At 71.6% G+C, this 26720-nt stretch carries 25 protein-coding genes; 13 read left to right on the forward strand and 12 right to left on the reverse strand.

Annotated features, from left to right (window positions below; all coding sequences use genetic code 11):
- Positions 1–47 precede the first annotated feature (47 nt).
- From NYO98_RS10850 to NYO98_RS10870, 5 genes are all read right to left on the reverse strand, one after another.
- Positions 48–908 carry an amino acid ABC transporter permease gene (locus NYO98_RS10850; protein ID WP_268111686.1) on the reverse strand — a complete coding sequence of 287 codons (861 nt, stop codon included), beginning with the start codon at positions 906–908 and terminating at the stop codon, positions 48–50.
- Positions 905–1594: an amino acid ABC transporter permease gene (locus tag NYO98_RS10855; protein WP_268111687.1), complete on the reverse strand. Its 690-nt coding sequence runs from the start codon at positions 1592–1594 to the stop codon at positions 905–907. The genes NYO98_RS10850 and NYO98_RS10855 overlap by 4 nt, the downstream gene beginning before the upstream one ends.
- Positions 1595–1693: 99 nt before the next feature.
- Positions 1694–2584 carry a glutamate ABC transporter substrate-binding protein gene (locus NYO98_RS10860; RefSeq protein ID WP_268111688.1) on the reverse strand — a complete coding sequence of 297 codons (891 nt, stop codon included), beginning with the start codon at positions 2582–2584 and terminating at the stop codon, positions 1694–1696.
- Between the two features lie 51 nt (positions 2585–2635).
- Positions 2636–3412 carry an amino acid ABC transporter ATP-binding protein gene (locus NYO98_RS10865; protein ID WP_268111689.1) on the reverse strand — a complete coding sequence of 259 codons (777 nt, stop codon included), beginning with the start codon at positions 3410–3412 and terminating at the stop codon, positions 2636–2638.
- A 59-nt stretch (positions 3413–3471) separates the two neighbouring features.
- Entirely contained in the window at positions 3472–3969 is a 498-nt protein-coding gene (locus tag NYO98_RS10870) for a 2'-5' RNA ligase family protein (RefSeq protein WP_268111690.1), read from the reverse strand.
- Between the two features lie 66 nt (positions 3970–4035).
- On the opposite strand from NYO98_RS10870, the gene miaB reads away from it, so the two are divergent.
- Together miaB and NYO98_RS10880 are read left to right on the forward strand one after the other, a co-directional pair.
- Entirely contained in the window at positions 4036–5541 is a 1506-nt protein-coding gene (gene miaB / locus NYO98_RS10875; protein ID WP_268111691.1) for a tRNA (N6-isopentenyl adenosine(37)-C2)-methylthiotransferase MiaB, read from the forward strand.
- Between the two features lie 166 nt (positions 5542–5707).
- On the forward strand, positions 5708–6685 hold the full coding sequence (locus NYO98_RS10880) for a hypothetical protein (protein WP_268111692.1): 978 nt from the start codon (positions 5708–5710) through the stop codon (positions 6683–6685).
- A gap of 121 nt (positions 6686–6806) precedes the next feature.
- Here NYO98_RS10880 and NYO98_RS10885 read toward each other — a convergent pair whose 3' ends face one another.
- Genes NYO98_RS10885 through NYO98_RS10895 form a run of 3 tightly spaced genes read right to left on the reverse strand, consistent with a single transcriptional unit; the run spans position 6807 to position 7899 of the window.
- A complete protein-coding gene (locus NYO98_RS10885; RefSeq protein WP_268111693.1) occupies positions 6807–7130 on the reverse strand; it encodes a hypothetical protein in 324 nt (107 codons plus the stop codon).
- Positions 7127–7660 (reverse strand): NUDIX hydrolase, encoded by a 534-nt coding sequence (locus tag NYO98_RS10890; protein ID WP_268111694.1) that lies wholly within the window; start codon positions 7658–7660, stop codon positions 7127–7129. The genes NYO98_RS10885 and NYO98_RS10890 overlap by 4 nt, the downstream gene beginning before the upstream one ends.
- 20 nt (positions 7661–7680) lie before the next feature.
- Entirely contained in the window at positions 7681–7899 is a 219-nt protein-coding gene (locus NYO98_RS10895; protein ID WP_268111695.1) for an antitoxin, read from the reverse strand.
- Between the two features lie 86 nt (positions 7900–7985).
- Here NYO98_RS10895 and miaA point away from each other — a divergent pair, with 86 nt between their 5' ends.
- From miaA to hflX, 7 genes are all read left to right on the forward strand, one after another.
- Entirely contained in the window at positions 7986–8900 is a 915-nt protein-coding gene (gene miaA, locus NYO98_RS10900) for a tRNA (adenosine(37)-N6)-dimethylallyltransferase MiaA (RefSeq protein ID WP_268111696.1), read from the forward strand.
- Between the two features lie 65 nt (positions 8901–8965).
- Positions 8966–9484, forward strand: a complete 519-nt coding sequence (locus tag NYO98_RS10905; RefSeq protein WP_268111697.1) for a dihydrofolate reductase family protein — start codon at positions 8966–8968, stop codon at positions 9482–9484.
- A 79-nt stretch (positions 9485–9563) separates the two neighbouring features.
- Complete coding sequence (gene ggt / locus NYO98_RS10910; RefSeq protein WP_268111699.1) at positions 9564–11423, forward strand: gamma-glutamyltransferase; 1860 nt, start codon at positions 9564–9566, stop codon at positions 11421–11423.
- Between the two features lie 28 nt (positions 11424–11451).
- Positions 11452–12237 (forward strand): diaminopimelate epimerase, encoded by a 786-nt coding sequence (dapF, locus tag NYO98_RS10915; protein WP_268111700.1) that lies wholly within the window; start codon positions 11452–11454, stop codon positions 12235–12237.
- A 121-nt stretch (positions 12238–12358) separates the two neighbouring features.
- Positions 12359–13135 carry an SDR family oxidoreductase gene (locus tag NYO98_RS10920; RefSeq protein ID WP_268111701.1) on the forward strand — a complete coding sequence of 259 codons (777 nt, stop codon included), beginning with the start codon at positions 12359–12361 and terminating at the stop codon, positions 13133–13135.
- A gap of 135 nt (positions 13136–13270) precedes the next feature.
- On the forward strand, positions 13271–14017 hold the full coding sequence (locus NYO98_RS10925) for an NYN domain-containing protein (protein ID WP_268111703.1): 747 nt from the start codon (positions 13271–13273) through the stop codon (positions 14015–14017).
- A gap of 67 nt (positions 14018–14084) precedes the next feature.
- Positions 14085–15614, forward strand: a complete 1530-nt coding sequence (gene hflX / locus NYO98_RS10930) for a GTPase HflX (protein WP_268111704.1) — start codon at positions 14085–14087, stop codon at positions 15612–15614.
- 116 nt (positions 15615–15730) lie between these two features.
- Here hflX and NYO98_RS10935 read toward each other — a convergent pair whose 3' ends face one another.
- Positions 15731–17872, reverse strand: coding sequence for a M14 family metallopeptidase (locus tag NYO98_RS10935; RefSeq protein ID WP_268111705.1), 2142 nt, complete (start codon positions 17870–17872; stop codon positions 15731–15733).
- Between the two features lie 212 nt (positions 17873–18084).
- On the opposite strand from NYO98_RS10935, the gene secD reads away from it, so the two are divergent.
- The 3 genes from secD to NYO98_RS10950 all read left to right on the forward strand — a co-directional run bounded on the left by secD (position 18085) and on the right by NYO98_RS10950 (position 22866).
- On the forward strand, positions 18085–20370 hold the full coding sequence (secD, locus tag NYO98_RS10940; RefSeq protein WP_268111706.1) for a protein translocase subunit SecD: 2286 nt from the start codon (positions 18085–18087) through the stop codon (positions 20368–20370).
- A 135-nt stretch (positions 20371–20505) separates the two neighbouring features.
- On the forward strand, positions 20506–20634 hold the full coding sequence (locus tag NYO98_RS10945; protein WP_268111707.1) for a hypothetical protein: 129 nt from the start codon (positions 20506–20508) through the stop codon (positions 20632–20634).
- 213 nt (positions 20635–20847) lie between these two features.
- Positions 20848–22866, forward strand: a complete 2019-nt coding sequence (locus NYO98_RS10950) for an ATP-dependent DNA helicase (protein ID WP_407673913.1) — start codon at positions 20848–20850, stop codon at positions 22864–22866.
- A 148-nt stretch (positions 22867–23014) separates the two neighbouring features.
- Here the strand turns inward: NYO98_RS10950 and NYO98_RS10955 are convergent, their stop codons facing one another.
- The 3 genes from NYO98_RS10955 to lexA are packed head-to-tail and all read right to left on the reverse strand — an operon-like array spanning position 23015 to position 25770.
- Entirely contained in the window at positions 23015–23746 is a 732-nt protein-coding gene (locus NYO98_RS10955; protein WP_268111710.1) for a sulfotransferase family 2 domain-containing protein, read from the reverse strand.
- Positions 23747–23772: 26 nt separating this feature from the next.
- Positions 23773–24990, reverse strand: coding sequence for an NAD(P)/FAD-dependent oxidoreductase (locus NYO98_RS10960; RefSeq protein ID WP_268111712.1), 1218 nt, complete (start codon positions 24988–24990; stop codon positions 23773–23775).
- A 57-nt stretch (positions 24991–25047) separates the two neighbouring features.
- Positions 25048–25770, reverse strand: a complete 723-nt coding sequence (lexA, locus tag NYO98_RS10965) for a transcriptional repressor LexA (protein ID WP_268111713.1) — start codon at positions 25768–25770, stop codon at positions 25048–25050.
- A 128-nt stretch (positions 25771–25898) separates the two neighbouring features.
- On the opposite strand from lexA, the gene NYO98_RS10970 reads away from it, so the two are divergent.
- Positions 25899–26693, forward strand: a complete 795-nt coding sequence (locus NYO98_RS10970) for an SDR family NAD(P)-dependent oxidoreductase (RefSeq protein ID WP_268111714.1) — start codon at positions 25899–25901, stop codon at positions 26691–26693.
- Positions 26694–26720 lie beyond the last annotated feature (27 nt).

A 26720-nucleotide genomic window follows, 5' to 3' on the forward strand; every position in this document is an offset into this window, starting at 1 on the left:
GTCTCGAGTGCGCCCGAGCCTGCGTGGGCGCAACCGTTCCGCGTCGGCTAGAGCGCCGTCGCGTTGCCTGACGGTGCCGGGCCCACCATCGGCACGTCGAGCACCTTCTTCTCCCCGACCAGGCGCTTCTGCACGATGGTCGCGATCCAGGTGAGGACCAGGTTGACCGCGACGTAGATGCCGGTGATGACGATGGCCGTCGGCACCTGGTTGCCGAACTCGAGGTAGATCGGCTTCGCCACCGCCGTGAGGCCGGGGGCGAGGATGTAGTAGCCGAGGCTGGTGTCCTTCAGGGCGACGACCATCTGGCTGATGATCGCCGGCAGCATGATCTTGACCGCCTGCGGCAGCAGCACCGACGTCATCACCTGCGACTTGCGCATGCCGATGGCGTACGCCGCCTCGGCCTGGCCGCGCGGCACGGCGTTGATGCCGGCGCGGAACACCTCGGCGAGGACCGACCCGTTGTAGAGGGTCAGGGCGATGACGACGCACCAGAACGACGTGAGCGGCCCGTTGCCGATCGCGAGCAGGAAGAACGTGAAGACCATCAGCAGCAGGACCGGGACGGCCCGGAAGAACTCGACGACGAGCCACGCCGGCCAGCGGACCCAGCCGTGGTCGGAGAGCTTGGCGACGCCGAAGACGAGGCCGAAGACGACCGCGAAGATGATCGAGAAGAACGCCATCTTGAGGGTCTGGAGGAGACCGTCGACGAGGATGTACTCGATGTAGTCCGGGGTGACGAACGGCTCCCAGAGCTCGTACTCGAGCTGCCCGGCGTCGTAGAGCGCCCAGATGGCGTACGCGACCATCGCGACCAGCACGACCACGCTGACGACGGTGTAGATCCGGTGCCGGGCGACCGTCTTGGGGCCGGGGGCGTCGAAGAGGACGGACGAGCTCATCGCGCGACCCTCACCTTTCGCTCGACGAGGTAGGACGACAGCGAGATGACCTCCACGACGACGATGTAGCCGATCGCGAAGAAGAGGAAGATCCCGATCCGCTCGTCGGCGTTGTCGTTGGTGAAGCCGCGCATCGTGGCCGTCGCCTCGGCGAGGCCGAAGGCCGCCGCCACAGACGTGTTCTTGGCGAGAGCGATCATCACGCTGGTCATCGGCGGGATCACCGCGCGCGTCGCCTGGGGCAGGATGACGAGCGTCATCGACTGCGAGAAGGTCAGGCCGATCGCCCGGCCGGCCTCGGCCTGGCCGAGGGGGACGGCGTTGACGCCGGAGCGCATCGCCTCGCAGACGAAGGCCGAGGTGTAGAGGGTGAGGGCCAGGCAGGCGCGGAAGAAGAAGGCGGAGACGTTGTAGCCCGCGATCTCGATGTTCTCGACGACCTTGAAGTTGTAGCCCAGCACCGGCATCGCGATGAAGATGAAGACGAAGATCATCAGCAGCGGCGTGTTGCGGAAGAGCGTGACGTAGAGCGACGCCGCCTTGTTGAGGATCGACACCGGGCCGACCCGCAGGACGGCGAGGATGGTCCCGAGCACCAGCGAGGCGATGCCGGAGACGACGAACAGCCCGATCGTCAGGCCGAACGCCTTGAGGTACTCGTCGAAGTTCGAGAACACCGCGTCCATGGGCGGCGAGCTCCTCTCTGCGGGACGCCGGCGGGCCTCGCGGCCCGCCGGCGTCCGATCAGTGGTGCTTCAGGGTGATCCGGGTGATGTGCTCCGGCGTCAGGCGGCCGGGCACTCGTCCATGGCCGGCGGCTCGGGCGTGTCGACGCCCGACTGGCCCAAGGTGGCCTCGAAGGCCGCGGCCCAGTCGCCGTCGTCCTCGGCCTTCGTGAGGGTGTCGACGATCCACTGGCACATCTCGGGCTTGTCGAGGCTGTAGCCGACGCCGTAGCGCTCCTCGGAGAACGGGTCGACGACGACCTTGAGCTCGTCGGGGTGCTCGGCGGCGTAGCCGAGCAGGATCGCGCCGTCGGTGGTCATCGCGTCGACGGTGCCGCTGAGGACCTGGTCGACGCACTCGGAGTAGGTGTCGAAGCCGCGCGGCTTCGCACCCTCGGCCTTGATGTTGTCCAGGGAGGTGGAGCCGGTCACCGAGCACACCTCCTTGCCCTTGACGTCGTCGAGGCTCTCGATGTCGCTGTCCGAGGCCACCAGCAGCTGCTGGCCGGTGACGTAGTAGGGGCCGGCCTGGCCGACGACCTGGCGGCGCTCGTCGGTGATGGAGTACGACGCGATGACGAGGTCGACCTCGCCCTCCTGCAGGAACGGCTCGCGGTTGTCGGAGATGGTCTCCTTCCACGTGATGTCCTCGGGGGCGATGCCGAGCGACGCGGCGAGGATCTTGCCGATCTCGGGGTCGAAGCCGACGGGCATGTCGTCCGTGGCGCCCTTGAAGCCGATGCCGGGCTGGTCGTACTTCACACCGATGGTGATCTCGCCCGAGTCGGCGAACTCCTTCATGGCCGTCCCCTCGTCGAACTCGTCGCCGGCGTTCTCCTGGACCTCCACGTCGGTGGTGTCGCCACCGTCGTCACCTGCGTCGCCGCAGGCAGCGAGCGAGAGGGCCAGTCCGACGGTCGCGATGACGGCCTTGGTACGGATGAATCGCATTCGCTTCTCCCTATGTCTGTGGTGCGGGAACTCGTGGTCGGACCCGATGCCTCAGTGCTTGAGGATCTTGCCGAGGAAGTCCTTGGCGCGGTCCGATCGGGGGTTGGTGAAGAACTCCTCGGGGGTGTTCTCCTCGACGATCGCGCCGTCGGCCATGAAGACGACGCGGTCCGCGGCCGTGCGGGCGAAGCCCATCTCGTGGGTGACGACGACCATGGTCATGCCCTGCTGGGCGAGGTCGACCATGACGTCGAGGACCTCCTTGATCATCTCCGGGTCGAGGGCGGAGGTTGGCTCGTCGAAGAGCATGACCTTCGGCTCCATCGCCAGTGCGCGGGCGATCGCCACGCGCTGCTGCTGGCCGCCGGAGAGCTGGGCGGGGTACTTCTCGGCCTGGTGGCCGACGCCGACGCGGTCGAGGAGCTCGCGCGCCTTCTTCTCGGCCTCGGCCTTGCCCATGCCGCGGACCTTGATCGGACCCAGCGTGACGTTCTCCAGGATCGTCTTGTGGGCGAACAGGTTGAAGCTCTGGAAGACCATGCCGACCTCGGCGCGCAGCGCGGCGAGCGCCTTGCCCTCCTGCGGGAGGTCCTTGCCGTCGAGGGTGATGGTGCCCTCGTCGATGGTCTCGAGCCGGTTGATGGTGCGGCACAGCGTGGACTTGCCCGAGCCGGACGGCCCGATCACGACCACGACCTCGCCGCGCTTGACGGTGAGCTCGATGTCCTTGAGGGCGTGGAGCTGTCCGAAGTGCTTCTGGACGCCGTCCAGCACGACGAGGGGCTCACCCCGGCCGGCGCTGACGGTGCCCGTTTCCTGCGCGGTCATAGGCGCAACCTATCGGCAGGTGGACCGCAAGGGCCATCACGCATGGCCCGTCGGGACTATTACAGACTGGTGACGATTCCGGCGTCGGGATCCCAGCGGCGCAACGATGCGAGCGTCAGGACCGCGTCCTCGTGCCCGAGCACCTCGACGGCGCGGCCCACGTCGGCACGATCCATCCTCCGGGCCAGGGTGACGTGCGGCAGCCAGCCCAGGTGCTGCACGTCGCGCACCCGCGAGCGGAGCAGGAGCACCGCCCGCGCGAGCTCGTCGGGCACGTCGAGGACGCGGACCACGGAGACGCGGGTGCCGCCGAGGAGCGCGATCCCCGATGCCCGCACCTGCACCGGCAGCAGTCCCGCCACCAGCTCGGCGGCCCGCCGCTCGTCGTCCGGGTCGAGCGCCGGGGCGGCCAGCACAGTGACGTGCGGGCTGTTGGTCGCGCCGCGGTGGTCGAGCTGGGAGGGAACGCCGGCGTCGCGCAGCAGCTGCCAGTCACGGCGTACGACGTCGCAGCCGGCGTCGTCGGGCAGCAGCTCGAGGGCGTGCATGCGGGGCATGCCGCGAGCCTAGGAGCGGCCTCGCGATTCCCGGGCCCCCGCCGGTCGCCGTACCCTTGTCCGGTCATGAGCACCGTCGCAGAGACCCCCGCCCGCACCTACGAGGTCAAGACCCACGGGTGCCAGATGAACGTCCACGACTCCGAGCGGCTCAGCGGGCTGCTGGAGGACGCCGGCTACGTCCGCGCCGGCTCCGACGAGCAGGCGGACGTCGTCGTCTTCAACACCTGCGCGGTCCGGGAGAACGCCGACAACAAGCTCTACGGCAACCTCGGCCACCTCGCGCCGGTGAAGGCCCAGAAGCCCGGCATGCAGATCGCCGTCGGCGGCTGCCTGGCCCAGAAGGACCGCGACACGATCACGAAGAGGGCGCCCTGGGTCGACGTCGTCTTCGGCACCCACAACATCGGCTCGCTGCCGGTGCTCCTCGAGCGCGCCCGGGTGCAGGAGGAGGCCCAGGTCGAGATCCTCGAGTCGCTGTCGGTCTTCCCCTCGACGCTGCCCACCAAGCGCGAGTCGGCGTACGCCGCCTGGGTCTCGATCTCGGTCGGGTGCAACAACACCTGCACGTTCTGCATCGTCCCGTCGCTGCGCGGCAAGGAGAAGGACCGCCGGCCCGGCGAGATCCTCGCCGAGGTCGAGGCGCTCGTCGCGGAGGGCGTCACCGAGATCACCCTGCTGGGGCAGAACGTCAACGCCTACGGCGTCGAGTTCGGCGACCGCCAGGCCTTCTCCAAGCTGCTGCGCGCGTGCGGCGACGTCGAGGGCCTCGAGCGGGTCCGCTTCACCTCCCCGCACCCGGCGGAGTTCACCGACGACGTCATCGAGGCGATGGCCGAGACGCCCAACGTGATGCCGTCGCTCCACATGCCGCTGCAGTCCGGCTCCGACAAGGTGCTGCGCGACATGCGCCGCTCCTACCGCCAGTCGAAGTACCTCGGGATCATCGAGCGCGTGCGCGCCGCGATCCCCGACGCCGCGATCACCACCGACATCATCGTCGGCTTCCCCGGCGAGACCGAGGAGGACTTCCAGGCGACGCTCGACGTGGTGCGCGCCGCCCGCTTCTCGGCCGCCTTCACCTTCCAATACTCCAAGCGTCCCGGCACCCCGGCGGCCGTCCTCGAGGACCAGGTCCCGCCGGAGGTCGTGAAGGACCGCTACCAGCGGCTCGTCGAGGTCGTCGAGGAGATCGCCTGGTCGGAGAACACGGCGCTCGTGGGTCGCACCGTCGAGCTCATGGTCGCCGAGGGCGAGGGCCGCAAGGACCTCGCGACCAAGCGGCTCTCCGGCCGCGCGCCCGACAACCGGCTCGTGCACTTCGCCGCCGACTTCTCCGCGGTGTCCGAGGACTCCGTGCGGCCCGGCGACATGGTGACCGTCGAGATCACCTACGCCGCGCCCCACCACCTCGTCGCCGACGGCGCGGTCCGGTCCGTCCGCCGCACCCGCGCCGGCGACGCGTGGGAGCGTCGTACGTCCGCCCCGCCCGCCGCGTCCTCCGTGGGCCTCGGCATGCCGTCCGTCGGCGTCCCGGCACCCCTCCCGCCCGCGGCGAACGCCTGCGGCTGACCGGCGCGCGCGCTCTCCGGCCGCGGCGGTCACCGGATATCCGGTGACTCACCCGCCACCGTGGTGGATCCGAGCCACCAGGTGACCCGGATGCTCCATGATCTCGTCATCCACAGATCCCCGCTGGGCGATCGCGACGGCCGGCCCCGGGCAGCACAGTGGACGGATGACCGATCTCGACGCGATCCTGGCTGTCCAGGGCGGCGTGGTCTCCCAGGCGCAGGCGCTGTCACTCGGGCTGCGACCACATGACGTACGTCGTCTGGTCCGTCGGCGCGAGCTCGCCCCGCTCCTTCCCGGTGTCTACCTCTCGCACACCGGCGACCCCACCTGGGTGCAGCGTGCGTGGGGTGCCGTGCTGGCCTGTGCCAGCTCGCGGGCCCTTGCCGGGGCGGACCTGGGCGCTGCGCTCGGCGGCAGCTCCGCGATGCGCGCTGCGGACGGCCCGGGCCGCACCGACGGCCACGATGGTCCGATCGAGGTCGTGGTCCCGAGGGCGCGACGCGTCGTGGCGCCCGCCGGGGTGCGTGTGACGCGCACGTTCGGCCTCGACGAGCGCGTCCACTGGAACCTGGGTCCGCCGCGCCTGCGCTACGACGAGGCCGCGCTCGACGTTGCCCTGGGCACGGCGGGGGACTTCGCCGCCGTGGGGGTCGTCGCTCGCGCCGTGCAGGGCCGCCACACCACCGCCGTACGCATGCAGCGGGCGCTGGCGTCCAGGACCCGCGCGCCCCGACGGTCGTTCCTCGAGGGCGTCCTCGCGGACGTCGCCCACGGCACCTGCTCGGTGCTCGAGCACGCGTTCCTCACCGGGATCGAGCAACCGCACGGCCTGCCGCGCGCCTCGAGGCAGGTCCGCGCCGGCACGGCGACCGGGATCGTCTTCCGCGACGCCGCCTACGGGGAACGGCTCGTGGAGCTGGACGGTCGGATGTGGCACGACACCGCCGAGCAGCGAGACCGTGACTTCGAGCGAGACCTCGACGCGGCGGTGGAGGGGCACGCCACCGTGCGACTCACGTGGGGCCAGGTGGTCGGTCGTCCGTGCTCGACCGCGGCCAAGCTGTCGCTGCTCCTCCAGCGGGACGGGTGGCCGCCGGGCAGGGCCTGCGGGGTCGGCTGCGCGCTCGCCGTCGTCGCGTGACCGTGGAAGTTCCGAGCCACCCGGTGACTCGGGACTTCCACGGTGGCCGAGCGATCCCCGGATATCCGGTGACCGCCCCCCGGGCGGCGAGACGGGACGTCGGCAGGAGCGAGAGGGCGCCTCAGGCGGGAGGCTCGGGCGAGCCGTCCTCGGCCTCCTGGCCGGCGGAGGGCCCACCATCGGAGTCGGAGTCGGAGTCGGAGTCCGAGCGCGGGGTGTCGGACTCCTTGTCCTCGACCTCCCCCTCGGGCGCCTGCGGCTTCTCGTCGGGTGCGGCGATCTCGTCGGGCAGGACGTCGTCGACGGCGGGGTTGTCCTCGGGGTCGAGGTCGCGCGCGAGGCCCGTGTCGGCGGGGTCCTCCTCCAGCGCGTCGACACCGCCGGGCACCAGCTGGGGCTCCTCGGTGTACGGCTCGGGCATGGGGCTGAGCTCGTCGTGGTTCATCGAATCCCTCCCTGGGGGTCGCTCATCGGAGATCCTGTCGCGGCGGTCGTGCTCCGGCCACCCCCGCCCGGGCGGGCGTCCCACCCGAAGGTGAGGTAGCCGTCCCCGGAGAAGAGGTGGGCGAGGGCGTGCGCCTCGTGCGGCACCATCGGCTCGGGGAGCGCGTCGAGCGCGAACCACCCCAGCTCCGCCGCCTTCTCGGGCTCGACGATCCGCGGCTCGCCGGTCCACGAGCGGGCGGTGAAGAACCAGTCGACCCGCTCCTCTACGGCCGGCCCGAACTGGCTGCGCTGCATCGTCAGGACGAACTCGAGGGCGACGTCGGTGATGCCGAGCTCCTCGAGGGCCTCGCGGCGCGCGGCGTCGTACGCCGTCTCGCCGGGCTCGACGTGCCCCGCGGCCGCGGCCGCCCAGTGCCCCGGCATGTAGGGCACCGGGCCCCGACGCTGCAGCAGCACCTCCGTGCCGTCGGCCCCGTCGCGCAGCAGGTAGACGTAGGACGCCGGGACGAGGGCGAAGCGGTCGGTCACGCGGCCACCGTAGGGGGCGGTCAGCGGGTGGTGCCGGGCGGGATGTCGTCGTTCTTGCCGTCGAGGGAGTCGAGGGCGTCGCGCGCCTTGCCGGTCGCCTGGTCGATCTTGTCGGCGTGCTTGCCGCCGGTCTTCTCGTTGACCACGCTGCCGGCCTTGTCGATGCCCTGCGCGATCTTGTCGCCGTGCTGGTCGACCGCGTCGGTGAGCGCGGCCTTCGCCTTGTCCATGAAGCCCATGGGTCCTCCTCGGTGCGGACGCCGGCCCACCCGGCGGATGGGGACTCCGGCGCTGTCGAGACTAGCCACGCTGCGACAATCGGGGCATGCCTCGTCCGGTCGTCGCCCTCGTCGGCGCCACCGCGTCGGGCAAGACGGGCCTGAGCCTCGACCTCGCCGAGCGGCTCGGGGGAGAGGTCGTCAACACCGACGCGATGCAGGTCTACCGCGGGATGGACGTCGGCACCGCCAAGCTGCCGGAGGCCGAGCGGCGGGGGATCCCCCACCACCTGCTCGACCTCTACGAGGTCACCGCCCCGGCGACCGTCGCGCTCTTCCAGGGCTGGGCGCGTGACGCGATCGCCGACATCCGCGGCCGCGACGCCACCCCGGTGCTGGTCGGCGGCTCCGCGCTCTACACCCGCGCGATCCTCGACCGCTTCGAGTTCCCCGGCACCGACGACTCGTTGCGCCGCGAGCTCGAGGTCGAGCTCGAGCGGGTCGGCAGCCACGCGCTGCACCAGCGGCTGGCGGGCGTCGACCCCGAGGCGGCGGCGCAGATCCTCCCCGACAACGGCCGACGCGTGGTCCGCGCCCTCGAGGTCGTGGCGCTCACCGGCCGGCCGTTCAGCGCGAGCCTCCCGAGGCTGGAGTACGTCGACCCGCTGACCGTGCAGGTCGGCGTGGACATCGACCGGCCGACCCTCGACGCGCGGATCGCCCGGCGGGTCGAGGAGATGTTCGCCAACGGGTTCGTCGAGGAGGTCGAGGCGCTGCTCGCCCGCGGCCTCGCCGACGCGCGCACCGCGTCGCGGGCGATCGGCTACCGCGAGGTGATGGGCTACCTCGCCGGCGACCGGAGTCTGGCCGAGGCGATCGAGCAGACGACGGTCGCCACCCGCCGCTTCGCGCGCCGCCAGGACTCGTGGTTCCGCAAGGACCCCCGCATCGTCTGGGTCGCGCACGACGACCCCGACCGCGTGGAGAAGGCGGTCGGGGCGGTCGAGCGGCTCGGCGGCTGACGTCAGGCCGCGGCCGGCCACGTCCGGTCGAGCGGGTTGTCGGTGGATGGTGCCATGGTGGTCCGATGGCGACGATCTACTACACCGGCTGCACCCTCGACGGCTTCATCGCGACCGACGACCACTCGCTCGACTGGCTGACCTCGCGCGACATCGACGACCAGGGGCCGATGGCCTACCCCGCCTTCCGGGAGCGGCTCGGCGCCTGCGTCATGGGCGCCTCGACGTGGCAGTGGATCCTCGACCACGACGACGACCCGTGGGGTCCGCTGCCGACGTGGGTGCTGACCCACCGCACCTTCCCGGACGCCCCGCCGAGCGTGCGGTTCGACTGCGACGACGTGCCGCGCGTCCACGCCGAGATGACCGAGGCCGCCGACGGTAAGGACCTGTGGGTGGTGGGCGGCGGTGAGCTGGTGGGGCAGTTCCACGACGCCGGCCTGCTCGACGAGGTCTGGATCCAGTACGCCCCGGTGACCGTCGGCAGCGGCGCTCCCGTGCTGCCGCGCCACGTCGAGCTCCGCCTCGAGGAGACCGCCCGCAACCGCGACTTCATGTGCGGGCGCTACTCCGTCGTCCGCTGACGGACGCACCCGCGAGGGTGTTGGACAACCCGCAGGGGCGGAGGCAGGGTGGTGCCATCGACTCTCGGGAGGAAAACCCATGCCCCACCTCGCCCGCCGCGTGACCGCCGGCGTCTCCGCCGCCAGCGGCCTGGCCGTCGCCGCCGCCCTGGTCGCCACCCCGGTCCCGGCCCAGCCCGCGCCGCAGGCCGCGCCGTCGACCACCTCCGACCGCCCCACCGTCAAGGACCCGACCGCGGTCGGCAAGGGCGGCGCGATCAGCACGGTCGACCCCGAGGCGAGCGCGGCCGGGCTCAAGGTGCTCAAGGCGGGCGGCAACGCCGTCGACGCCGCGGTGGCGGCAGCGGCGACGCTCGGCGTGACCGAGCCCTACAGCGCGGGCATCGGCGGCGGCGGCTACTTCGTCTTCTACAACGCCAAGTCCGGCAAGGTCCGCACCCTCGACGGCCGCGAGACCGCGCCGATGAAGATGCCGCAGGACGCCTTCATCGATCCCGCGACGGGCAAGCCCTACACGTTCACCCCCGACCTCGTGACCAGCGGCGCGAGCGTCGGCACGCCCGGCACCCTCGCCACCTGGGACAAGGCCCTCGGCAACTGGGGCACCCTCTCGCTCGCCGACGCCCTCGCCCCGGCCACCAAGGTCGCGCGCCGCGGGTTCAAGGTCGACGAGACGTTCCGCCAGCAGACCCTCGACAACGAGGAGCGCTTCGGGGCGTTCAAGGACTCCAAGAAGCTGTTCCTGCCCCAGGGTGACGCACCGAAGGTCGGCTCGATCTTCCGCAACCCCGAGCTCGCCGACACCTACGACATGATCGCCCAGCGCGGCACCAAGGCGTTCTACCGCGGCAAGCTCGCCCGCCTCATGTCGGAGGTGGTGCGCAAGCCGCGCACGACCGAGAACACCGACCTGCCCGTGCCCGCCGGCTGGCTCACGGCCCGCGACCTGCGCGACTACAAGGTCCGCTCGCAGCGCGCCACCCGTACCAGCTACCGCGGCCACGACGTCTACGGCATGGCGCCCTCGTCGTCGGGCGGCACGACGGTCGGGGAGGCGCTCAACATCCTCGAGCGCTACGACCTGTCGGCGATGACGACCGAGCAGGCGCTCCACCACTACCTCGAGGCGAGTGCGCTGGCCTTCGCCGACCGCGGCAAGTACGTCGGCGACCCGGCGTTCGTCGACGTCCCGACCAAGCGGCTCCTCGACGACCGGTTCGCCGCCGAGCGGGCCTGCTCCCTCAACCCGGCCAAGGCCGCGACCAAGCCGGTCGCGGCGGGTGACGTGTCGTCCTACGACGGCGTGTGTGCCCCGGCGTCGGCGAAGGGCACGACCGACGCCGACACGGAGAACATCTCGACCACCAACCTCACGGTCGCCGACCAGTGGGGCAACGTCGTGGAGTACACCCTCACCATCGAGCAGACCGGCGGCTCGGGCATGGTCGTGCCGGGTCACGGCTTCCTGCTCAACAACGAGCTCACCGACTTCTCGACGGTGTACGACGCCGCCGACCCCAACCGCATCCAGCCGGGCAAGCGCCCGCGCAGCTCGATGTCGCCGACGATCGTGCTCAAGGACGGCAAGCCGTTCCTGGCGCTGGGCTCGCCCGGTGGTTCGACGATCATCACGACCGTGCTGCAGATGCTGGTCAACCGCATCGACCTCGGCATGACCATCGAGGAGGCGATCGCGGCGCCGCGCGCGACCCAGCGCAACACCGCCAACGTGACCGCGGAGCCGGCCTTCATCGCGGCCTACGGTCCGGCGTTGACGGCGCTCGGCCACAACCTGGTTCCCGCGGGTGACGCGTTCACCAGCGCCGCCGAGATCGGCGCGGCCACGGCGATCGAGCTCGGCCCGCGCAAGCGGATGACCGCGGTGGCCGAGCCGAGCCGTCGCGGCAAGGGCTCGGCGAAGGTGGTCGACCCGCGCTGACGGTGGGCGCGCCTGCCACAATCGGGGCGTGAGCTACCCCTTCCTCAAGGGCCACGGCACGGAGAACGACTTCGTGGTGCTGCCCGACGCCGACGGCACGGTCCACGGCGACCTGTCCGCGGAGCGCGTGCGCGCCCTGTGCGACCGCCGTTCCGGCATCGGCGGCGACGGGGTGCTGCGCGCGGTCCGGGAGGGCGACGGGTGGTTCATGGACTACCGCAACGCCGACGGGTCGGTCAGCGAGATGTGCGGCAACGGCATCCGGGTCTTCGCGAGATACCTCCACGAGCGCGAGGGCGAGGCGTTCCCGATGCGGATCACCACCCGCGCCGGCGTCAAGGTCCTCGACCGGGCCGGCGACGAGCTCACCGCCGACATGGGCCGGCCCGAGGTGCTCGGGGAGACCGAGGTGTCGGTGATGGGCCGGACCTGGCCCGCGCTCCACGTCTCGATGGGCAACCCGCACGCCGTGGCGTACGTCGACAACCTGGCCGAGGCGGGTCCGCTGCTCGAGCCACCGGAGCACGACGACGCCGTCTTCCCCGAGGGCGTCAACGTCGAGTTCGTGGTGCGCCGCGGCGAGCGGCACGTCGCGATGCGCGTGCACGAGCGTGGCTCGGGCGAGACCCGCTCGTGCGGCACCGGCGCCTGCGCGGTGGCGGTCGCCACGGCGCTGGCCGACGACGCGCCCCGCGGGACGTCGTACCGCGTCGACGTGCCCGGCGGCACGCTGCACGTGGTGTGGACCGAGGACGACCGCGTGCTGATGACCGGTCCTGCAGTGCTCGTCGCCGAGGGCGTCACCGACCTCTGAGGCGAGCAGCGTGGACCGAGGCACGAGGACGACGGGTGGGCTCGCCCAGGTCGAGTGGCCGCGCGCCTGAGGAACGAAGGCGCGTACGGCTGTACCGAGACCGGGCAATAAGATCCGCGCCATGGACATCACCGGATCCACCGCCATCGTCACCGGCGGCGCGAGCGGCATCGGTGCCGCCGTCGCCCGCGCCCTCGCCGACCGGGGTGCGACCGTCGTGGTCGCCGACCTGAACGCCGAGAAGGGCGAGGCACTGGCCGCGGAGATCAGCGGCGTCTTCGCCGCCGTCGACGTCACCAAGACCGACCAGGTCGCCGCCGCGGTCGTGGCGGCCGCCGAGATCGCGCCGCTGCGCGCGTGCGTCAACTCCGCCGGCATCGGCTGGGCGCAGCGCACCATCGGTCGCGACGGTCTGCTCGAGCAGGCCCACGACCTCGACGCCTTCCGTCGCGTCGTGGAGATCAACCTCATCGGCACCTTCGACATGACGCGCCAGGCCGCGACCGTGATGAGCCGCAACGAGCCCGACGCCGACGGCCAGCGCGGCGCGATCGTCAACCTGGCCTCGGTCGCCGCCTTCGACGGCCAGATCGGCCAGGCGTCCTACTCCGCCTCGAAGGGCGGCGTCGTCGGCATGACCCTCCCGGTCGCCCGCGACCTGTCCGCCGCCGGCATCCGCCTCAACACCGTCGCCCCGGGCCTGATCGACACCCCGATCTACGACGCGTTCCCGGACCCCGAGGAGTTCAAGGCCAACCTGGGGCAGAACGTGCTCTTCCCCAAGCGCCTCGGCCGGCCCGAGGAGCTCGCCAGCATGGTGGTGGAGTGCCTGACCAACTCCTACATGAACGGCGAGACGATCCGCGTCGACGGCGGCATCCGGATGCCACCCAAGTGACGCTCCGCCCCCTGTCGCCGGCCGGCTGACTGGTCCAGACCGTCGTCCACGATTCGGTCGATCCCCACACGCGGCACCCGAAAGGGTGGATGGTGCAGGCGGGAAGCATGCATCACAGCCTGTGGGGGGCCGAGGATGACCAACGTGGTGGGGCCGCGCACAGCTACGGCCGGCAACGACGAGAGCGAGCTCGCGACGCTCGTACGACGATGGGTGGGCGCGCGCCGTGGGGGTGCCCTGCGGGTCGCGCCCGTTCCGCCCGCCGGACCGCCTGCCGAGCCGAGCGCCGAGGTGCTCGCCCGCACCGAGCCGGCCCAGCCGGTCCCGGCGGCCGCGGCGCCGCCTGCCGATGACGCCTCCGGGCTCCCTCCCCTCGCTCCCACGCGGGTGCTCCCGCGGCGCCCGGCCGGCGACGACCCCGAGCAGGCGCGGCGCGTCGCGGTGCTGATCGACGCCCGGCGCACCTCCGCGGACGTCGCTGCCGGGCTGCTCGACCGGCTGCCCGGGCGCGGCTCGGTCACCGTGTGCCGCGCCTACGCCGACTGGACCTCCTCCGACCTCGGGTCGTGGGTCGAGCACCTGCGCCGCCAGGGACTGCACTCCTTCCACCAGCTCGCCGACGACGACGCGCAGGCACGGGTGGCGCTGGCCATCGACGCGGTCGACATCGCCCGCGAGGCCTCCGTCGACGAGGTGGTGCTGGCCGGTGACATGACCTCGATGCTGCCGCTGCTGCACCGCCTCCACGCGGCCGGCGTACGCGTCGTGGTCGTGGGTCCCGGCCACACGCCCCACGACGTGCGCGCGGCGTGCGACGAGTTCGTGGACGAGGGCTCGCTCGTCGGGGCGCCCACGGTGCCCGCCGGGCGGCACCGCGCCTGAGGCGTGCGTCAGCCCTGCGCGAAACCGTTCGCGCGGGTGACGCCCAGCGACCTACCCTTGTCGGTATATGACGAACGCACCTGACTTCAACCTGCGCGACGCCCTCGACGCCACCCGTGGCTGGGACGACGACACGATCGAGCTCGACGACGAGCTCCTCGAGCCCGACGCCCCCTTTGACGAGTCGGGCTACGCCGACGACGGCGACTACGACGACGCCGACCCCGAGGAGCTCACCCTCGGCGCGCAGGAGCTCGCCGAGCGGCACGCCCTGCGCCGCGTCGCCAGCCTGCGCACCGAGCTCGAGGACATCACCGAGGTCGAGTACCGCCAGCTCCGCCTGGAGAAGGTCGTGCTCGTCGGTGTCTGGACCGAGGGCTCGGTCACCGACGCCGAGAACTCCATGGCCGAGCTCGCCCTGCTCGCCGAGACCGCCGGCTCCGAGGTGCTGGAGGCGGTCTTCCAGCGCCGGCAGAAGCCCGACCCGGCGACCTACATCGGCCGCGGCAAGGTCGAGGCGATCCGCGAGATCGTCCAGGCCACCGGCGCCGACACCGTGATCTGCGACGGCGAGCTCGCCCCGAGCCAGCTGCGCAACCTCGAGGACAAGATCAAGGTCAAGGTCGTCGACCGCACCGCCCTGATCCTCGACATCTTCGCCCAGCACGCGAAGTCCAAGGAGGGCCAGGCCCAGGTCGAGCTGGCCCAGCTCCAGTACATGAAGCAGCGCCTGCGCGGCTGGGGCGGCAACCTGTCCCGGCAGGCCGGTGGCCGTGCCGCCGGCGGTGAGGGCATCGGTGGCCGCGGTCCCGGTGAGACCAAGATCGAGACCGACCGGCGTCGCATCAACACCAAGATCGCCAAGCTGCGCCGCGAGCTCAAGGAGATGCGCGGCACCCGCGAGGTCAAGCGCCAGTCGCGCCGCCGCAACCACGTGCCGAGCGTCGCGATCGCCGGTTACACCAACGCCGGCAAGTCCTCCCTGCTCAACCGGCTGACCGACGCGGGTGTCCTCGTGGAGGACGCGCTCTTCGCGACCCTCGACCCGACGACCCGTCGTACGACGACCAGCGACGGCCGCGTCTACACGATGTCCGACACCGTGGGCTTCGTCCGCCACCTGCCGCACGACCTCGTCGAGGCGTTCCGCTCGACGCTGGAGGAGGTCGCCGACGCCGACCTGCTGCTCCACGTCGTCGACGGGTCGCACCCCGACCCCGAGGGCCAGATCGCCGCCGTGCGCGAGGTGCTCGCCGAGATCGGCGCGACCAAGGTCCCCGAGATCATCGTGGTCAACAAGGCCGACGCCGCCGACCCGCTGGTCATCGACCGGCTCCGGCGCCGCGAGCCGCACAGCGTGGTGGTCAGCGCCAAGACCGGTGCCGGCATCGAGGAGGCGCTCAGGACCATCGAGTCCGAGCTGCCCCGGCCGCAGGTCGAGTTCGACGTGCTGCTGCCCTACGAGCGCGGCGACCTGGTCAACCGGATCCACCAGGAGGCCGAGATCGGCTCGATGGAGCACACCGGCGACGGCACGCTCGTCGTCGGCCGGGCCAACGCCGACCTCGCGGGCGAGCTCGAGGCCTACGCCCGCTGACCCGGCTCGTCAGCGATCCCCGGTTGACCGGGGATCGCTGAACGTGTCAGGGCGTGCACGGGCCGACAAGCTCAGGGATCCCCGGCCGACCGGGGATCCCTGAGCCCGTCGATGACTCAGGCCTTGTTCCGCTTGCAGGCGTTGCCCACGTCGATGCTCTCGCCGCGGTCGACGATCACCTCACGGGTCGCCAGCACGTTGCCGCGCTTGTCGGAGCAGCTCAGCAGCCAGGCCTCCTTGGTGCCGGTCGGGCTGGGCGGGTTCGGGTTCCGGAAGGACACCGTGCCCGACCAGTCGTACTGCGCCGTGCCGCCGGCGTAGTTGTCCGCCACCAGGGTGTACGTCCCCGGCTGGGGGTCCGGGACCGTGATCTTCTCCGGGTTGGCCAGCGTGGCGCCCGACCCGACGGGCTCACCGTCGGGACCGTAGAGCGTGAAGTCCCAGTCCTGCGCCTCCGGGTCCGCGGTGGCCGGCCACCCGACCGACAGGTCCAGCCACCCGTTGTCCACGGCCGGCAGGCCCTGCACGGTGAACGTGGTGGACTCGCTGGCCCCCACCGCCGGCACGCCGGCGGGGTTGGTCAGCGTGATCGGCGCCTGCGGGGGAGCCAGGGCCTCGCGGCCGTAGCGCCCCATCACCAGCGGGCGGGTCGAGGGATTCACGTCGAAGTCGAACCTGCCGCCGGTCGAGGTGTAGTCGGTGCGCAGGTTGTCGGTGTAGAGGAGCGGCGGTCCGACGCTGCCGTCGAGCTGGATGACCGGCGAGGTCTCCGACGTCACGGTCTTCGTCACACTGACCGTGTGCTTGGCCGGGGCGGTGCCGGTGATGACCGAGTGCAGGTCGCGGTCGGCGGCTGCCTGCAGCGCGAGCCAGTACGCCTCGCGGTTGCCGCCGAGCCCGGCGCCGTCGGCGGGAGCCAGACCGAGGTACTCGCCGACGACCGCCTCCTCGTAGGCGGGGTGGAAGCCCTCGTCGCCGATCTCGAAGGTGTAGCCGAAGCCACCGGTGACCCAGTAGCTCCAGTCCTCGGTCGAGCCCGAGGTGTCGTACAGCTGGTACGACGCCTGGCTGGTGTAGTCGTTCTTCGACGCCATCGCGTCACCGAGGGCCTTCAGCTCCGGCTCGTCGATCGCGAGGCCGGTGGTCGCGATGGCCGGGGGACGCAGCACCAGGTTGCTGAAGGTGTGGTTGGAGATCATCATCGTGACCGCACGCTCGGAGATGAGCTTGCGGACCGCGTCGCTCTCCGGCTCGCTGCCGGGGCCGTCGCCGCGGAAGGTGTCGCTCGACCAGGCCGGGCTGGCGCCGCCGCCGCCCCAGAAGCCGGGGTAGTTGCGGTTGAGGTCGGTGCCGCGCAGACGGCCGGCGAGGTTGTTGTCGCACGTCCCGGTCCGGTACTGCGCGGGGGTGGCGACCGAGATCGAGCAGTTCTTGCGCTTCATCTCGTAGTCGAACGTGGAGAAGTTGCCCAGCGGTGTCGCGGAGCGCGAGATCTTGAAGCCGTCCACGTTGACGACCGGCACGAGGATCACCCGCGAGCGCGACAGCAGGTCGCGTGCCCGCGCGTCACCGTCCCGGTAGGACTGGAGGAGGTCGAAGGCGAACTCCATGGTGTGCTCGGCGCTGGGCCACTCGCGGGCGTGGTGGGCGCCCATGAGGAGGAACACCGGCTTGCCGTCCTTGACGTTGTCGGCGTCGACGGTGACCTCGATGCCGTGGATGTCCTCCCCGAGGACGGTCTTGTTCGCCAGCGTCAGCGGGCGGGTGAGGGACGGGTAGGTCCGCGCCAGCTGGTCCATGTCGCTCAGGTAGTCGGCGTAGGTGCGGTAGGACGTGCGGCCGCTGGGCAGGCCCGACGCGGCCACCGAGGCGGCGTACACCTTGTCGGCCTTTCGGTTCTTCTTCGTCAGAGCCTCGAGGTCCTTGACGGTGACCCGCCAGGTGAAGCCCGCGTCGCGCAGCGTCCGGGCGTCCTGCGCGTCATGGAGGACGACCTCGATCCCGCGCTGGTCGGCGTGCTCGGTGACGTCGAGCCCGAGGCCGATCACCTCGTTGCGTTCTTCGACCGTCGGCGCGTGCACCATGACGATCTGGGTGGCATCGCCGTCCGCCGTGCGGGCCAGCTCGCGTGGTGCGTCGTCGCGCCCGGCGTTGCCCGTGGCACCCGCCGCGGTGGCGGCGAGTCCGGCGGCGACGAGAGCGGTGACGGTGGCCAGCCTGGTGGCGCCGGCTCGTGGAAGTGGAATGCGTGGTGACATGTGTGCTCCCGAAAGGTGACGCCCGCGAGGGGGGACGCGGGGTGTGATCCACACAACACTGCGGCCTGATGCGCTGTCGATACCCACGACGGCGTACAGTCACTCGCGTTTTGTGTCGCGGGACCCGCCCGGAACCTTCCGCCGCGGCCGCCCGTTGACCCGTCCGGGCCCGGATTCGGGCGTTCGAAGTCTCGTCATGGAGGATGTCGCGCATGTCACGTGGTGTCTGGGTCCGCTTCATCCTCGTCGTCGGGCTCCTGATCGGGTGTGTCGCGCTCGCCGTCAACGTCAAGCCCAACCTGGGCCTCGACCTCCGCGGTGGGGCGCAGTTCATCTTCGAGGCCGAGGGCACCGAGCAGACCCCCGCCAACGCGGAGAACGTCGACAAGACCCTCGAGGTCCTGCGCGGCCGCGTCGACGCCCTCGGTGTCGCCGAGTCCACGCTGGCCCGGCAGGGTGAGAACCGGATCCTCGTCGAGCTGCCCGGCGTCACCAACGACGAGGAGGCCCAGCGGGCCGAGGAGCGCATCGGCAGCACGGCCAAGCTGACGATCCACGAGGTCATCGGCACCGCCCAGCCGGACGCCAAGCCCGCCAAGAAGGACAACCAGGTCCTGCCCTCCGACCAGGGCGACACGATCGAGGTCGGCCCCACGGTCATCCAGGGCGAGGAAGTCACCGGGGCGAGCGCCCAGCAGCCGGACAACAGCGTCGACTGGGTCGTCGGGATCGACTTCAACGGCAAGGGTGGCGACACCTGGGCCGACATCACCGGCAAGGCTGCCTGCAACCCGTCCGGCGACCCGAAGCGTCGCATCGCGATCGTCCTTGACGGCGAGGTCATCTCCTCGCCCGAGGTCAACACCGACGTCGGCTGCAACGTCGGCATCCGGGGCGGCAGCACCCAGATCACCGGCAACTTCACCTCGACGGAGGCCAAGGACCTTGCCGCCCTGATCGAGGGCGGCGCGCTGCCGCTGGAGCTGAAGGCGATCTCCGACCGCCTCGTCGGCCCCTCGCTGGGCGCCGCGGCGATCGACGCCTCCATCGAGGCCGGCATCATCGGCATCGCGCTGACGGGCCTCTTCATCATCTTCGTCTACCGCCTCGTCGGCTTCGCCGCGACGATCGCGCTGGCGTCGTACGCCCTGCTCGCCTACGCCATGCTCGTCGGGCTCGGCTCGACCCTGACGCTGCCGGGCCTCGCGGGATTCGTGCTCGCCATCGGCATGGCGATCGACGCCAACGTCCTCGTCTTCGAGAGAGCCAGGGAGGAGTACGTCGCCTACCCCTCGGCGGGGCTGAGGCGCGCGCTCTCCGTCGGCTTCAACAAGGCGTGGAGCGCGATCATCGACTCCAACGTCACCACGCTCCTCGCCGCGGGCCTGCTGTTCTTCCTCGGCTCCGGTCCGATCAAGGGCTTCGGTGTGACGCTGTCGATCGGTGTCATCGCCTCGATGATCTCGGCGCTGATCGTCGCCCGCGTGCTGTGCGACCTCGCCGTGTCCAACAAGCCGGTCGCCGCCCACCCCAACGTCAGCGGCCTGAGCCACCTCGGCACGGTCCGCACGTGGCTGGACCGCAAGGACCCCCAGCTGATGAAGCGCCGCACGACCTGGCTCGGCCTCACCGCCGCGGCCCTGGTCGTCGCGATCGCGGGCATCGTCACCCAGGGCCTCCAGCTCGGCGTCGAGTTCACCGGCGGCCGCCAGCTCGACTACTCGGTCAGCAAGGACATCTCCATCGACCAGGCGCGCCAGGCCGTCGCGGACGCCGGCTTCCCGGAGGCCGTCGTCCAGACCGCCGACACCGCCGACTTCACCGTGCGCACCGGTGAGATCTCCAACGACGAGGAGCAGCGCATCGAGCAGGAGCTCGCGGCGGTCGGCGGCACCGTGGACAAGATCGACGACCAGACGATCGGCGCCTCGCTCGGCGACCAGCTGCGCAACAACGCGCTCATCGCCTTCGGTGTCGCCTTCCTGGCCCAGCTGCTCTACCTCGCGATCCGGTTCAAGTGGACCTTCGGTGTCTCCGCCGTGCTCGCGATGGCGCACGACGTGATCCTCGTCGTCGGCCTCTTCGCCTGGCTGCACAAGCCCATCGACGGGATCTTCCTCGCCGCCGCGATGACCATCGTCGGTCTGTCGGTCAACGACACCGTCGTCGTCTTCGACCGCATCCGCGAGCGCTGGTGGGGCTCGAAGCCCGACGACAAGTTCATCGACGTCGCCAACAGGGCCGCCGTCGAGACGATCCCGCGCACGGTCAACACGGGTCTGGGCTCGATGTTCATCCTCGCCGCGCTCGTCTTCCTCGGCGGCGACTCGTTGCAGGACTTCGCCATCGCGCTCCTCGTCGGCCTCATCGTCGGCACCTACTCCTCCGTCATCGTGGCCACCCCGCTCCTGACCTACTTCCACGAGAAGTGGCCGATGAGCCGGGTGAAGAAGGAGAAGGTCGAGCGCGCGCCCGAGGACTCCGGCGCCGTCGTCTGAGGCGTGCCTCCCTGGCTCCTCCGTCGGTTTCCCCGCTCGAGCGGGGAAACCGACACCTGGAGGCCGTCCTACACCCCTCCGAGTGTCAGCTTCCGCCGACAGGTCGGCGTTGTCGGCGCCACGTAGGATCACCCCATGTTGTGGATCCTGCTGATCGTCGTCCTGGGCGTGGTCGCCTACCGCTACCGGGTCAAGATCCTCGCCCGGGTCCTCGGCCAGCCCGAGCGCCGCATCGAGCGCCAGATCGGTCGCAAGAAGAACTAGTCCGGTGCGCCGGTCTCTCGCCTGCTGCGCGTCGCCATGCGAGCGCGCTGGCGGCGTTGTCCCGCGCTCGACGGGCCTCCGGCCCGCCTTCGGCGCTCCGCCTTGCCATCACACTCGCCTGACGCCGCTCGCGACGGCGTCGACCGACGCCCCGGACTGATGGCGGCTGTGGACGGCGTACGACGGAGCGTCGGCGCCGCCGCGTAGGGTGCTCTGGTGCCCGAGACCGCCACCGCCGCCCCCTCCGTCGGCACGCCCGTCACCGAGGTCCTGAGCACCGCGGTCGCCGCCCTCGGCGGGCAGCAGCGCGACGGCCAGGTGCAGATGGCGACCGAGGTCGCCGAGGCGATGGAGGAGGGCCGCCACCTCCTCGTGCAGGCCGGCACCGGCACCGGCAAGTCGCTGGGCTACCTGGTCCCGGCGATGCTCCACGACAAGCGCGTCGTCGTCGCCACCGCGACCCTCGCCCTCCAGCACCAGCTCGTCGAGCGCGACCTGCCCCGGCTGGTGGAGGCCGTCAGCCAGATCAAGAAGGACGTGCCCGGCCTCGACACGTCCTACGCCGTCCTCAAGGGCCGCTCCAACTACGCGTGCCTCCACCGGATCCGCGCCGGCGTCCCCGACGACCAGGGCACGCTCGTCGACGTACCCCTCGGCGCCATGGCCGAGAAGGTCCTCGAGCTGCGGGCATGGGCCGAGGAGGAGTCCGAGCAGGGCGGCAGCGGCGAGCGCGACAACGCCCCGCGCCACACCGACCGCGAGTGGCGGCAGGTCTCGGTCAACCACCGCGAGTGCCTCGGCGCGAGCAAGTGCCCCTTCGGCGCCGAGTGCTTCGCCGAGCTCGCGCGCGAGAAGGCCCACCGCAGCCACCTCGTCGTCACCAACCACTCCCTCCTCGCGATCGACGCGATCGAGGACGTGCCGATGATCCCCGACTACGACACGGTGGTCATCGACGAGGCCCACGAGCTGACCGCGCGCGTCACGCAGGCGGCGACCGACGAGCTCGGCGTCTCCGACATCGAGCGCGCGGCCCGCCGTGCGACGCGCTGGACCGACGGCGAGGGCGACCCGGCCGGCGACCTCGAGGACGCCGCCCAGCAGCTGGCCGAGGCGATCGAGGCGACGCCGCCGGGCCGCATCGACCAGATGTCGACGCAACTGTCCGACGCGCTCGTGCTCGTACGAGACGCGGCGCGCGCCTGCCTGTCGGCGTTCCCGCGCGAGTCCGGCGGCGAGGGGGAGGCCGACGCCGGGCGCACGCAGGCCAAGGGCATGGTGCAGGAGGTCTTCGTCAACGCCGAGCGGATGGCCGCCGGCTCACAGGCCGACGTGCTGTGGCTGGGCGAGGCCCGTGACCGCTTCCCGGCCCGGCTGCACGTCGCGCCGCTGCAGGTGTGGGGGCCGATGCGCGACAAGCTCCTCACCGAAAAGACCGTCGTCTTCACGAGCGCGACGCTGATGCTCGGGGGCGAGTTCGGTGCGGTCGCCACCTCGCTCGGCCTCAAGCCGACCGAGCGGGTCGGCCACCAGGTGGCCACCACGGACGCCGACGACGCGCTGCCGTGGAAGGGCATCGACGTCGGCTCGCCGTTCGACTACGGCCAGCAGTCGATCCTCTACGTCGCCCGCCACCTCCCGCAGCCCGGCCGCGACGGCCTCGGCCCGGCGCAGCTCGACGAGATCTGCGACCTCGTCGACGCGCTCGACGGCCGCACGCTCGGCCTCTTCTCGTCCCGCCGCGCGGCGGAGACCGCGGCCGAGGCGGTGCGGTCCCGCCTGCCACACCTCACCACGCTCGCCCAGGGCGACGCCCAGCTGCCCGAGCTCGCCAAGCAGTTCGTCGAGGACCCCCACACCTGCCTCTTCGGCACGCTCTCGCTGTGGCAGGGCCTCGACGTGCCGGGCGACACCTGCCAACTCGTGATCATCGACCGCATCCCCTTCCCACGCCCCGACGACCCGCTGATGTCCGCGCGCCAGCGAGCCGCCGACCAGGCCGGCGGCAACGGCTTCATGCAGGTCGCCGCCACCCACGCCGCGCTCCTCATGGCGCAGGGCGCGGGGCGCCTCATCCGTACGACGTCCGACCGCGGCGTCGTCGCGGTCCTCGACCCGCGCCTCGAGACCGCGCGCTACGGGCGGTTCCTCAAGGCGTCGCTGCCGCCGATGTGGTCCACCACCGACCCCACCCTCGTGCGCCAGGCGCTCAAGCGGCTCGGGCAGGCGTAAGTCCGCCGCGTCCGTGCTCCGGTCGCGCGTCGGCCCGGCCCGGGACGTCATGGCGCACGGTCGCCCGGGCAGCCGCCAGCCATGACGTACGCCGACAACGTCATGGCGCGCGGTCGCTCGGGCAGCCGGCGCCCATGACGTCCGCGACTCAGGCGGGTGGGCGGTAACCGAAGACCTGGTAGTCGCGGGCGTACATCCGCGCCACGAGCTCCCGGAGCTCGTCGGAGACCTGCCGGTCCCGGCCGCCGGGGGCGGTCTGGTTCTTCGGGGCCGTCGGCACGGCGGGAGCGCCGATGCGCTCGCACACCTCGGCGAAGTCGCGGTCGAACGTCTCGAGCCGGCCGACGAAGTCCACGCGGTTGAGGTCGATCATCCGGCTCTGCAGCGTCAGGTGCTGGTCCGTGCCCGGCACGGCGGACAGGTCCTGCGCGGCGGTCCAGCGGGCGAACTCCTCGACCACCTGCATCCGCTCGTGGGTCTCCGGGTCGAAGTCGTAGTAGTTGTTGTCGACGACCTTGTCGTGCCACGCGGAGACGAAACGGTCCAGCGGGTCGCGGACGAAGGCGAAGGTGAAGTAGTCGGCGAAGCTGGCGAGCGGGTAGCGGATCCGCATCGCGTGGTCGACGTCCATGCTCACGCCGTGCGTCTCGCAGTGGTGGCGGATGGTGCGCGTGGCGACCTTGGCCACGCGGTACCAGACGAACCGGTGGCTGTGGCTGATCGTCAGGTTGTACGCCAGCGGGCTGAGCCAGCCGGACGTCTCGCCGGCCGCGGCCAGCCGGTCGACCTCCGCCTGCGCGTCGGGCGTCAGCCGGCGGCGGTTGCCCGGGCGGGTGCGGAAGAGCTCCGGAGGAGGAGCGTCGGGGCCGGCGGCAGACATCGCCGCGAGGCTACACCGGCGCCCCCTCAGCCGAGCGGGATGCGCCCTCGCAGGGACTCGGGGTCCGACACGGGCGACTCGCTGGTCTCCTCGATCAGCTCGCGGGCCTTGTCGACGCTGTCCCAGACGTTCCACAGCAGCACGCCGCGGACCTGGCCCGACCTCAGGTAGTAGACGACGCCGGTGCCGACCTCGCCGTCCTTCCAGTCCTCGACCATGTCGAGCCGGCTGCTGGTCTCGCCGACCGCCTCGTAGCCGTAGTCGAGGATGTCGGACCAGAAGAACGGCGTGTAGCCGTAGGCGTCGTCGGCGCCGGCCATCACCTTACCGGCGTGCTCACCGGACTTCTCGGCGTGGTCGACGTGCTCGACGCGGCGGCGCCCGAGGAGGGCGTCGGGGTAGGACGCGACGTCGCCCGCGGCGTACACGTCCGCGTCGCTCGTGCGCAGGTGCTCGTCGACCACGACGCCGTTGTCGACCTCGAGGCCCGCGGCCTCGGCGAGGCCGGTGCGCGGGAGGACGCCGACGCCGATGACGGCCGCGTCGGCGGTGATGGAGGTGCCGTCGTCGAGCCGGATCCGTACGCCGCCGTCCTCCTCCTGGCCGCCCTCCACCGAGCCGTGGACGACGGTGACCCCGCGGTCCTCGAAGGCCCTGGTGAGCGTGGCGGCGAGGGCGCGGGGGAACATCTGCTCCTGCACGTCCTCGAGGTCGAGCACGAGCGTCACCTGCACGCCGTTCTGCACGAGGGCGGAGGTGATCTCCGAGCCGATGTAGCCGCCGCCGATGACGGCGACGTGGCTGCCCTCGGTCGCGACGGCGCGCAGCCGCTGGTAGTCGGCGGCGGTGCGGTAGTAGATGACCCGCGGGCCGGGGTCGACGGCGAGGACGCGGGGCTCGGCGCCCGTGGCGAGCAGGAGCTTGCCGTAGCCGACGGTGCTGCCGTCGGCGAGGCGTACGACGTGGGCGCCGGGGTCGACCTCGGTCACCGTGGTGTCGGTGACCAGGTCGACGTCGTCGTCGTCGTCGAGGTCGCCGGCGAGCGAGGACCCCTCGAGGGTCTCGTCGTCCTTGAGCCAGAGGTCCTTGGTCAGCACGGGCCGGTAGACCGGCTTGTCGGGCTCGGAGCCCAGGACGGCGATGCGGCCGCTCCCGTCCTGGGACCGGATGCCCTTCACGGCGCTCGCCGCGGCGACCCCCGCCCCGACGATGACGTAGTCGTAGGACTGCTCGACGTTGCTCATGCCGCCATCGTGGCCGGTGGGTCCGTGCCTTTCAACGGCCTCCCACCCCTGCGGTCGTCAGAGGCTGCGCAGCACAGCCGTCACGACGCCGAGGATCGTGGCGTCGTCGCCCGGGATCGGGTCGTAGGCGTCGTTGTGGGGGAGCAGCCACACGTGGCCGTCCTTGCGCTGGAACGTCTTGACGGTCGCCTCGCCCTCGATCATCGCCGCGACGATCTGGCCGTTCTCGGCCGTCTGCTCCTGGCGGATGACGACGTAGTCGCCGTTGCAGATCGCCGCGTCGACCATCGAGTCGCCGGCGACCTCGAGGAGGAAGAGGGTGCCGTCGCCGACGAGCTGCTTGGGCAGCGGGAAGACGTCGGTGACCTGCTCCTCGGCGAGGATCGGGCCACCGGCTGCGATGCGGCCCACGACCGGGACGTTGGTCGCGACGGGGTTGGCGTCGCCGATGCCGGTCTCGTCGAAGGTGCTCTCGTCGGCGCTCGACATGCTGCGTCGCGCGGCCATCACCTCGGGGAGGAACACCTCGAGGGCGCGGGGCCGGTTGGGGTCGCGCTTGAGGAAGCCCTTGCCCTCGAGCACGCGCAGCTGGTGGGCGACGCTGGACGACGACGTGAGGCCGACGGCCTGGCCGATCTCGCGCATCGACGGCGGGTAGCCCTTGGTCTCGATCGAGTCCTTGATCGTGGCGAGCACCCGCTGCTGGCGCGGGGTCAGGCCGGTGGCGTCCGGGGGGCCGTCGGGCATCTCGATGACGTTCTTGTCGTCCTGCTTGGCCATGCGTCCTCCACTAGCGTCGCCCCCTCCGCCCGCGGCTGGACAGGGAGGATCCGGTGCGCCCACCGTAGTCCTCCCGGCGCCGCAGGATCAAACACCTGTTCGAAGCCGCGTGTCGCTACTGTCCGGGCATGCCGACAGCGCTCCAGACCTCGTGCGTCGTGACCGGTGGTGCCCGTGGGATCGGCCGCGGCATCGCCGAGCTGATGGTCGCGCGCGGCCACCACGTCGTGATCGGCGACCTCGACGGGTGGGCCGCGGCCGCCACGGCGGCCGAGATCGGTGCGGTCGCCGGCCTCGCCCAGGACGTACGCGATCCCGCCTCTCACCGCCTCGTCGCGGAGGAGGCCGGGCGGCACGGTGCGCTGACGGCGTGGTTCAACAACGCCGGCGTCGGCGACGACGGCACGCTCGCCGAGCTGTCGGAGGAGCAGGTGCGCCGGCTGGTCGAGGTGAACCTGCTCGGTACGACGTGGGGCACCCGCGCCGCCCTCGCGGCCTTCGGCCCCGCCGGTGGCGACGTCGTCAACATCGCCTCGCTCGCCGGGCTCGGGCCGGTGCCGGGCTACAGCATGTACGCCGCGACGAAGGCGGCCGTCGTCTCCCTCTCGACCTCGGTCAACGCCGAGGCGCCGCGCGGGGTGCGGGTGCACGCCGTGTGCCCCGACGGCGTCGACACCGCGATGCTCGCCGCCCAGGACCCGGCCGGGCTCGGGTCGCAGCTCGTGTGGTCGGGCGGCCCGATCCTGTCGGTCGACGAGGTGGCGACCGCTGCCGTCTCGCTGGTCGGCTCGCGGCGCGTGGTGCGGGCGGTGCCGGGCTGGCGCGGGGGAGTCGTGCGCGGCTCGGCAGTCGCGCCCGGGCTGATGCAGCACGCCGCGAGGGTCTTCGCGGCCCAAGGTCGCCGGGCGATGCGACGGCGCTGAAGTCGTTCGAACACGCCGAACATTTGT

The organism is Nocardioides pini, from assembly GCF_026712185.1.
Lineage (GTDB): Bacteria > Actinomycetota > Actinomycetes > Propionibacteriales > Nocardioidaceae > Nocardioides > Nocardioides pini.